The organism is Micromonospora cabrerizensis, assembly GCF_022230955.1.
In the GTDB taxonomy this organism is placed as follows: domain Bacteria; phylum Actinomycetota; class Actinomycetes; order Mycobacteriales; family Micromonosporaceae; genus Micromonospora; species Micromonospora cabrerizensis.
This window is the reverse complement of the sequence record NZ_JAKKFI010000082.1, coordinates 24,525-31,294: the sequence shown is the minus strand read 5'-3', so window position 1 is coordinate 31,294 and position 6,770 is coordinate 24,525. Positions and strand designations below refer to the sequence as shown.

7 protein-coding genes and 1 pseudogene are annotated in these 6,770 nt (G+C 73.6%); 5 read left to right on the top strand and 3 right to left on the bottom strand.

Annotation, left to right across the window (positions count from 1 at the left end):
• A pseudogene (locus tag LADH09A_RS21905) lies at positions 1–329 on the bottom strand (2-phospho-L-lactate guanylyltransferase); the annotation flags it as partial.
• Positions 330–457: 128 nt separating this feature from the next.
• On the opposite strand from LADH09A_RS21905, the gene LADH09A_RS21900 reads away from it, so the two are divergent.
• From LADH09A_RS21900 to LADH09A_RS21880, 5 genes are all read left to right on the top strand, one after another.
• Entirely contained in the window at positions 458–1,195 is a 738-nt protein-coding gene (locus tag LADH09A_RS21900; RefSeq protein WP_238647340.1) for a lysophospholipid acyltransferase family protein, read from the top strand.
• Positions 1,192–2,199: an NAD(P)H-dependent glycerol-3-phosphate dehydrogenase gene (locus tag LADH09A_RS21895; RefSeq protein WP_238647339.1), complete on the top strand. Its 1,008-nt coding sequence runs from the start codon at positions 1,192–1,194 to the stop codon at positions 2,197–2,199. The genes LADH09A_RS21900 and LADH09A_RS21895 overlap by 4 nt, the downstream gene beginning before the upstream one ends.
• Before the next feature lie 7 nt (positions 2,200–2,206).
• Complete coding sequence (locus LADH09A_RS21890; RefSeq protein WP_238647338.1) at positions 2,207–3,337, top strand: cystathionine gamma-lyase; 1,131 nt, start codon at positions 2,207–2,209, stop codon at positions 3,335–3,337.
• On the top strand, positions 3,334–4,122 hold the full coding sequence (locus LADH09A_RS21885) for a putative protein N(5)-glutamine methyltransferase (protein WP_238647337.1): 789 nt from the start codon (positions 3,334–3,336) through the stop codon (positions 4,120–4,122). Before LADH09A_RS21890 ends, LADH09A_RS21885 begins: the two co-directional genes overlap by 4 nt.
• A gap of 298 nt (positions 4,123–4,420) precedes the next feature.
• Positions 4,421–5,470, top strand: coding sequence for an ROK family protein (locus LADH09A_RS21880; protein WP_238647336.1), 1,050 nt, complete (start codon positions 4,421–4,423; stop codon positions 5,468–5,470).
• A gap of 245 nt (positions 5,471–5,715) precedes the next feature.
• Here LADH09A_RS21880 and LADH09A_RS21875 read toward each other — a convergent pair whose 3' ends face one another.
• On the bottom strand, positions 5,716–5,916 hold the full coding sequence (locus LADH09A_RS21875) for a DUF397 domain-containing protein (protein ID WP_238647335.1): 201 nt from the start codon (positions 5,914–5,916) through the stop codon (positions 5,716–5,718).
• Between the two features lie 5 nt (positions 5,917–5,921).
• Complete coding sequence (locus LADH09A_RS21870) at positions 5,922–6,767, bottom strand: helix-turn-helix domain-containing protein (RefSeq protein WP_088946585.1); 846 nt, start codon at positions 6,765–6,767, stop codon at positions 5,922–5,924.
• Positions 6,768–6,770: the final 3 nt, after the last annotated feature.

Genomic DNA, 6,770 nt, shown 5'->3' with positions numbered 1-6,770 from the left:
AGCGCCGGCAGGTCCGCGGTGAGCCCGGCCACCCAGCCGGCGGTGGTCCCGGCGGCGCCGTGTCGGAACGCCGCGTTCAGGCCGGCGTCCGGCCCGTCGGGCAGCACCCGCGCGCCGGCGCCCAACGCCGCCGCCGCGACACGGGCGTCGTCGGTGACCACCAGGACCTCGGCGACCGCCGGGCAGGCCAGCACCGCGCGGATGGTGTCGGCCGCCAGGGCCAGCGCCAGCTCCTCGTGCGGTACGCCGGACAGCGCGCCCCGCAGCCGGCTCTTGGCAGCGGCCAGATGCTTCACCGGCACCACCACGGCCCACCTCGGCTGACTCACGCCCGCAATCCTGCCAGCCGCACGGCGGGACCCTCACTGGCCGTACCGGGGGCGAGCAGGCATGATTTCCGCTGCGGGTGTCGCGGGCGGGGTTTCGCGGCGGGGTTGGGGCGCGAAGAGGAGGCACAGTGGCACGGCGGAGGCTGGGGTTCTGGCAATGGTTCGCCGTGGGGCTGGTCAAGCCGGTGATGACCGTGTGGACCCGGCGTACCTGGCGGGGCCAGGACCACCTCGGCGGCGACGGTGGCGTGATCATCGTGGCGAACCACATCTCGCACGCCGACCCGCTGGTCTCCGCGCACTTCATCTACGACTCCGGGCGCTGGCCGCAGTACCTGGGCAAGGCCAGCGTGTTCCGGGTGCCGGTGGTCGGCTGGATCCTGCACCGGTGCCGCCAGATCCCGGTCGAGCGGGGCAGCGTCGACGCGGTCCGCTCGCTGGACAAGCTGGTCGCCGCGCTCGACCAGGGCGGTGCCGTGGTGATCTACCCGGAGGGCACCACCACCCGACAGCCGGAGCTGTGGCCGATGAAGGCCAAGACCGGTGCCGCCCGGCTGGCCCTGGCCACCGGCGCCCCCGTCGTACCGATGGTGATGTGGGGGCCGGAGCGGATCTTCGACCCACGGACCAGTCGCGTCAACCTGCGCCCCCGGATCCCGGTGACCGTCGTCGCCGGGGACCCGATCGACCTGAGCCGGTGGGCGGACGCCCCGCCGACCCGGGCCACCCTCGAGGAGATGACGGACACCATCATGTTGCGGCTGCGGGACATGCTCGCCGAGATCCGTGGCGGCACCCCGCCGCCGCTGTGGGAGCGACCGGCCCGGTCCTCCGTCCGGCACGAGCAGCAGGGTGACCTGGCATGACCGGCCACGTCGCGGTGCTCGGCGCTGGTTCCTGGGGCACCGCGTTCGCCAAGATCCTCGCCGACGCGGGGCGTGACGTGACCGTGTGGGCCCGCCGTGCGCCGGTCGCCGAGAGCATCCGGACCGAGCGCCGCAACCCGGAGTACCTGCCGGACCTGCTGTTGCCGGCCCGGGTCACCGCCACCGCCGACGCGACCGAGGCGATCACCGGCGCGGAGGTGGTGGTGCTGGCCGTGCCGTCGCAGACCCTGCGCGGCAACCTCGCCGAGTGGGTCGGACACCTGCACCCGGACTCCACCCTGGTGTCGCTGATGAAGGGCATCGAGCTGGGCACCACCAAGCGGATGAGCGAGGTCATCGTGGAGACCGCCGGGGTCGCCGCGGACCGGGTGGTCGTCGTGTCCGGTCCGAACCTGGCCCCGGAGATCGCCGCCGAGCAACCCGCCGCGACGGTGGTCGCCGGGACGAACAGCCACCGCACCGCGCTCGTGCAGGCGTCCATCCGGACGCCGTACCTGCGCCCGTACACCAACGACGACGTGATCGGCTGTGAGCTGGGCGGGGCGGTCAAGAACGTCATCGCCCTGTCGTACGGCATCGCCACCGCGATGGGCTTCGGCGACAACACCCGGGCCATGCTGATGACCCGGGGGCTGGCCGAGACGGCCCGGCTGGGCGTGGCGCTCGGCGCGGACCCGATCACCTTCGCCGGCCTGGCGGGAATGGGCGACCTGGTCGCCTCCTGCTCGTCCCCGCTGGCCCGTAACCGCACCTTCGGCGAGCACCTGGGTCGGGGCGAGACGCTGGAGGAGGCCCAGACGGCCACCCGGCAGACCGCCGAGGGCGTCAAGAGCTGCCTGGCGATTCGCGACCTGGCCCGTGCCCACGGTGTGGAGATGCCCATCACCGAACACGTCGAGCGGATCTGCCACGAGGGGATGGACCCGCGCCTCGCCGTGGAAGCCCTGATGAGCCGCACCGCCAAACCCGAGTCGTACGAGTGAGGAACTGATGAGCGAGTTGGGAGACGGCACCCGCTGCGTACGCGCCGGCCTGCCGGAGCCGGCACCAGGGGACCCGTTCCTGCCCGGGCCGGTCTTCGCCGCGCCGTACCACCTCGACCCGTTCCAGGGCCCGGGCGCGTCCCCGAACGGCTACGGTCGCCCCGACAACCCGACCCGGCGGCTCCTGGAGGCGGCCGTGGGCGAGTTGGAAGGCGGTGACTGCCGCGTCTTCGCCACCGGTCAGGCGGCCATCACCGGCCTGCTGCTCACCCTGCTGCGCCCGGGGGACACGGTGGTGCTGCCCACCGACGGATACTTCCCGGTCCGGGCGTTCGCCACCGACGTGCTGGAGGGCATCGGCGTCCGGGTGCTGTTCGTGCCGACCGTCGGGCCGTACCCGTCGTTCGAGGGCGTCCGGCTGGTGCTGGTGGAGACGCCGGCCAACCCCGGCCTGGACGTGGTCGACGTGGCGGCCCTGGCCGAGAAGGCGCACGCCGCGGGCGCGCTGCTCGCGGTGGACAACACCACGGCCACCCCGCTCGGTCAGCGCCCGCTGGACCTCGGCGCGGACCTGGTGGTCGCCTCGGGCACGAAGGCGCTCACCGGCCACTCCGACCTGCTCCTGGGCTACCTGGCCAGCCGGTCCGCCGAGCTGATCGCGAAGGTGACGACCTGGCGTACGACCACCGGGTCGGTGCCGGGAGCGTTCGACGCCTGGCTGGCACACCGGTCACTGGCCACCCTCGACCTGCGGCTGGCCCGGCAGAGCGCGAACGCCGCAGCCGTCGTCGACCTGCTGGCCGGCCGACCGGACGTGACGGGCCTGCGCTGGCCGGGGCGGCCGGGCGATCCCGCGTACCCGGTGGCCTCGGTCCAGATGCGCCGGATGCCGGGGGTGCTCTCGTTCGATCTGGGTAGCGCCGACCGGGTGGGCCGGTTCATCGAGGCGGCCCGGCTGGTGGCGGCGGCGACCTCCTTCGGTGGCCTGCACACCACGGCGGACCGGCGGGAGCAGTGGGGTGACGACACCGCACCCGGCTTCGTGCGGCTCTCCTGCGGTGCGGAGGACACGGCCGACCTGGTGGCCGACATCGCCGCCGCCCTGGACGCGGCCGGGCCGGGCCGAGGAGGCTCGTGACGTCAGCGCCCCTGGCCGACCGGTCCGCGCTCGTGGGCCGGCTGCGTGCCGCCGGCTGCGTCTACGCCGAGGACGAGGCCGACCTGCTGCTGGCCGCCGCGGACACCCCGGCGACGTTGGCCGACCTGACCGACCGCCGGGTGGCCGGTGAACCGCTGGAACACCTGCTCGGCTGGGCCGAGTTCTGCGGGCTGCGGATCGCCGTCGACGCGGGCGTCTTCGTGCCGCGCGGCCGGACCGCGCTGCTGGTCGAGCTGGCCGCCGAACTGACCGGCCCGGCCCCGGCCGTCGCCGACCTCTGCTGCGGCTCCGGGGCCACCACGGTCGCGCTGGCGCACCGGCTCGCCCCGCGCTGGCTGGCCGCCGCGGACATCGACCCGGCGGCCGTGGCGTGCGCGCGCCGCAACCTCGCCGGGCTGGCCGCCGAGGTGTACGAGGGCGACCTCTTCACACCGTTGCCCCGGCAGTGGCGGGGACGGTTGGACCTGGTGGTCGCCAACGCCCCGTACGTGCCGACCGACGCGGTGGCGCTGATGCCGCCCGAGGCGCGGCTGCACGAGGCCCCGGTGGCGCTCGACGGCGGGCCGGACGGGCTCACCGTGCTGCGCCGGGTGGCCGTGGGTGCCGCCTCCTGGCTGGCCCCCGGGGGGCACCTGGTGGTCGAGGCCAGCGACACCCAGGCGGACGTGCTCTGCGTGGCCCTCGCCGCCGCCGGGCTGCTGCCGAGCGTGCGGCACGACGAGGATCTGGACGCCACCGCGCTCATCGCCCGCCGCCCAACCTGAAATCTGCCCCGCCCGTCCTGTCCCGCGCTCCCCGCCCGTCCTGTCCCGCGCTGCCCCGCCCGTCCTGCCCCGCGCGTCGATCATGGAGTTGTGGTGCCGGCTTCGGTGCCGTAAAAGATGCTTTGTCCAGCACCACAACTCCTTGATCGACGGCTGGGGTTGTGGCTGGGGTTGGGGTTGGGGCAATGCCGAGGGGCTTGTTCTGGGTTGGCTGGGGCGATCGGGTGACCGGGCGTGGCGGGGGAGCGGGCTTGGCACTAGCCTCGGCTCACACTCATGACGGCGGGAGGCGGTTTCGGTGGGCAGCGCAGGTGTGCCGGTGGTCGTCGGGCTGGACAACGGCGGCACCAGCAACAACGCCACCGTGCTGACGGTGGATGGCCGCTTCCTGGTGGACGGGCTGTTGGAGATCCCCAGCGAGGTGCGTGCCGGGCCGGAGGCGGCGATCGAGGCACTCGCCCGGGCGCTGGACGGTGCCCTGGCGCAGACCGGGGTGCCACGCGACCTGGTCCAGGCGGTCGGGCTGGACACTCCCGGCCCCGCCAGCGCCGACGGCGTCATCTCGTCGCGGGGCTCCACCAACTTCTCCCAGCCGGCCTGGCGGGGCTTCGACGTGCGGGGCGCGTTGGAACGACGGCTCGGCCTGCCGGTCGTCTATCACAACGACGGCAACGCGGCGGCGCTCTACGCCCACCACGTCTACTTCGGTGCCGACGCGATGAGCCGCTCGTCGGTCTCCGCGATCGTCGGCACCGGCCTCGGCGGCGGTGTGGTCGAGAACGGTCGGGTGATCGCCGGTGCGGCCGGAATGGCCGGGGAGCTGGGTCACGTGCACATCCCGCTGAACGGGCTGCTCAGCCCGGGGCAGCAGGAACCCACCTGTGCCTGCGGTTTCACCGGTGACGTCGAGAGTGTGGCCTCGCTGACGGGCATCGAGCGCAACCTGCTGCCGTACTGGCTCACCCGGTATCCCGACCACCCGCTCGCCGCCGAGCCGCTGGCCCGGGCGGCCAAACTGGTTCGCGGGTACGGCGAACGGGGTGACGCCCTCGCACGGGACCTCTTCACCCAGCAGGCGATGGCGCTGGGCCGGCTGTTCACCGTGGCGGCGAACTTCACCGACCCGCACGCGTACTTCGTCGGTGGCGGGGTGGTCGAGGCGGCGCCGGAGTTCCGCGACTGGTTCCTGGCGACGGTCCGCGAGCACACCGTGCTCCGTGCGGAGCAGGCCGCGGTGGCCACCTTCGCGCTGGTGCCGGAACGGGACATGGCTGGCGCCCGGGGCGTGGCGATCGCTGCGCTGGAGGCCCTTCGCGCCGTCCCGGAGCCCAGCCCGCTGGTCGCCTGAGCCGTGCCCGGCCGAGCCGTGCCCGGCCGAGCCGTGCCCGGCCGAGCCGTGCCCGGCCGAGCCGTGCCCGGCCGAGCCGTGCCCGGCCGAGCCGTGCCCGGCCTGGCCGCGTCCCGGCCTGGCCCGCCGCGCGCCCTGATCGGCGGCGCGGCGGGCGGTCAGCAGGGGGAGTGCCCGTTCGGGCTGCGGTGGCCGGAGGTCTGGTCAGCGGTGCGATGGGTCTGGTCAGTGGTGCGATGGTCTGGTCAGCGGCTGGGTGGTGCCTGAGCGAAGGCGGCCCAGGCACCCGTTGCGAACAGCAGGGCCGGGCCGGCCGGGTCCTTGGAATCGCGGACGGCCACCAGCCGTGGCAGCGCGGCAACCTCGACGCAGGCACCCTCGTCGCCGCTGCGGCTGCTCTTGCGCCACGCCGCCGCGGCCAAGGCCGCTGTGATTGTCGGTGTCATCGGTCCTACCGTCCCTTCAGGACTGACAGGAGCATCTCGCGGCTGTCCGCCGGGCTGAGCGCCACGCTTCGGAGATGCTCCATGATCTTGGTGCAGGTACGCGTCTCGCCGGCCCGGTCGAGGATCATCTGACCTGCCACGGTCTCCACCGAGGCGATGATCGGGTCCTCCGGGTCGGCGAACTCCAGGATGTGCAGCGAACCCCGCGTGCCCCGGTGGTAGCCGGCGGAGAGCGGGATCACCTGGACGCTGATGTTGGGCAGCTCGGCCATCTTGACCAGGTGACGCAGTTGCCCGTCCATCGCCGACTTCTCGCCGACCGGACGCAGTAGCGCGCCCTCGTCGATGATCGCGTCGAAGATGGGCGGGTTGTCGCCGGTGAGCCGTTGTTGACGGTCCAGCCGGATCTTGACCCGTTGCTCCACCAGGTCGTCGCCGAGGGTGTGCGGTCCGCCGCGCATCACGCCACGGACGTAGTCCGCGGTCTGCAGCAGGCCGGGCACCACCGAGGGCTCGAAGTTGGCGATGGCGGTCGCCTCGGCCTCCAGCGCGATGAAGTCGATGGTGCGTGGATCCAGCAGGTACGAGTACGACACCCACCAGCCCGGCTTGCGGGCGTCCTTCGCGAGCTGCACCGCCGCGGCCACCTCCTCGGCACCCACCCCGTACGACGTGAGCAGGGCGCGCACGGTGGCCGGGCTGATCAGGGTCTGGGCGTTCTCGTAGCGGGAGAGGGTGCTGCGGGTGCTGTTGATCTCATCCGCCGCGGTTTCCAGCGTCAGGCCGGCGGCTTCCCGGTGATGGCGCAGGGCGATACCGAGCCGGCGGGCACGGGCGGTCTTGGGGGCCATGCA

Excerpts from the sequence above, each read along its gene's own strand:
- LADH09A_RS21895 (WP_238647339.1), top strand. The coding sequence starts at position 1,192 with ATGACCGGCCACGTCGCGGTGCTCGGCGCTGGTTCCTGGGGCACCGCG.
- LADH09A_RS21890 (WP_238647338.1), top strand. The coding sequence starts at position 2,207 with ATGAGCGAGTTGGGAGACGGCACCCGCTGCGTACGCGCCGGCCTGCCG.
- LADH09A_RS21875 (WP_238647335.1), bottom strand. The coding sequence starts at position 5,916 with ATGACACCGACAATCACAGCGGCCTTGGCCGCGGCGGCGTGGCGCAAG.
- LADH09A_RS21870 (WP_088946585.1), bottom strand. The coding sequence starts at position 6,767 with ATGGCCCCCAAGACCGCCCGTGCCCGCCGGCTCGGTATCGCCCTGCGC.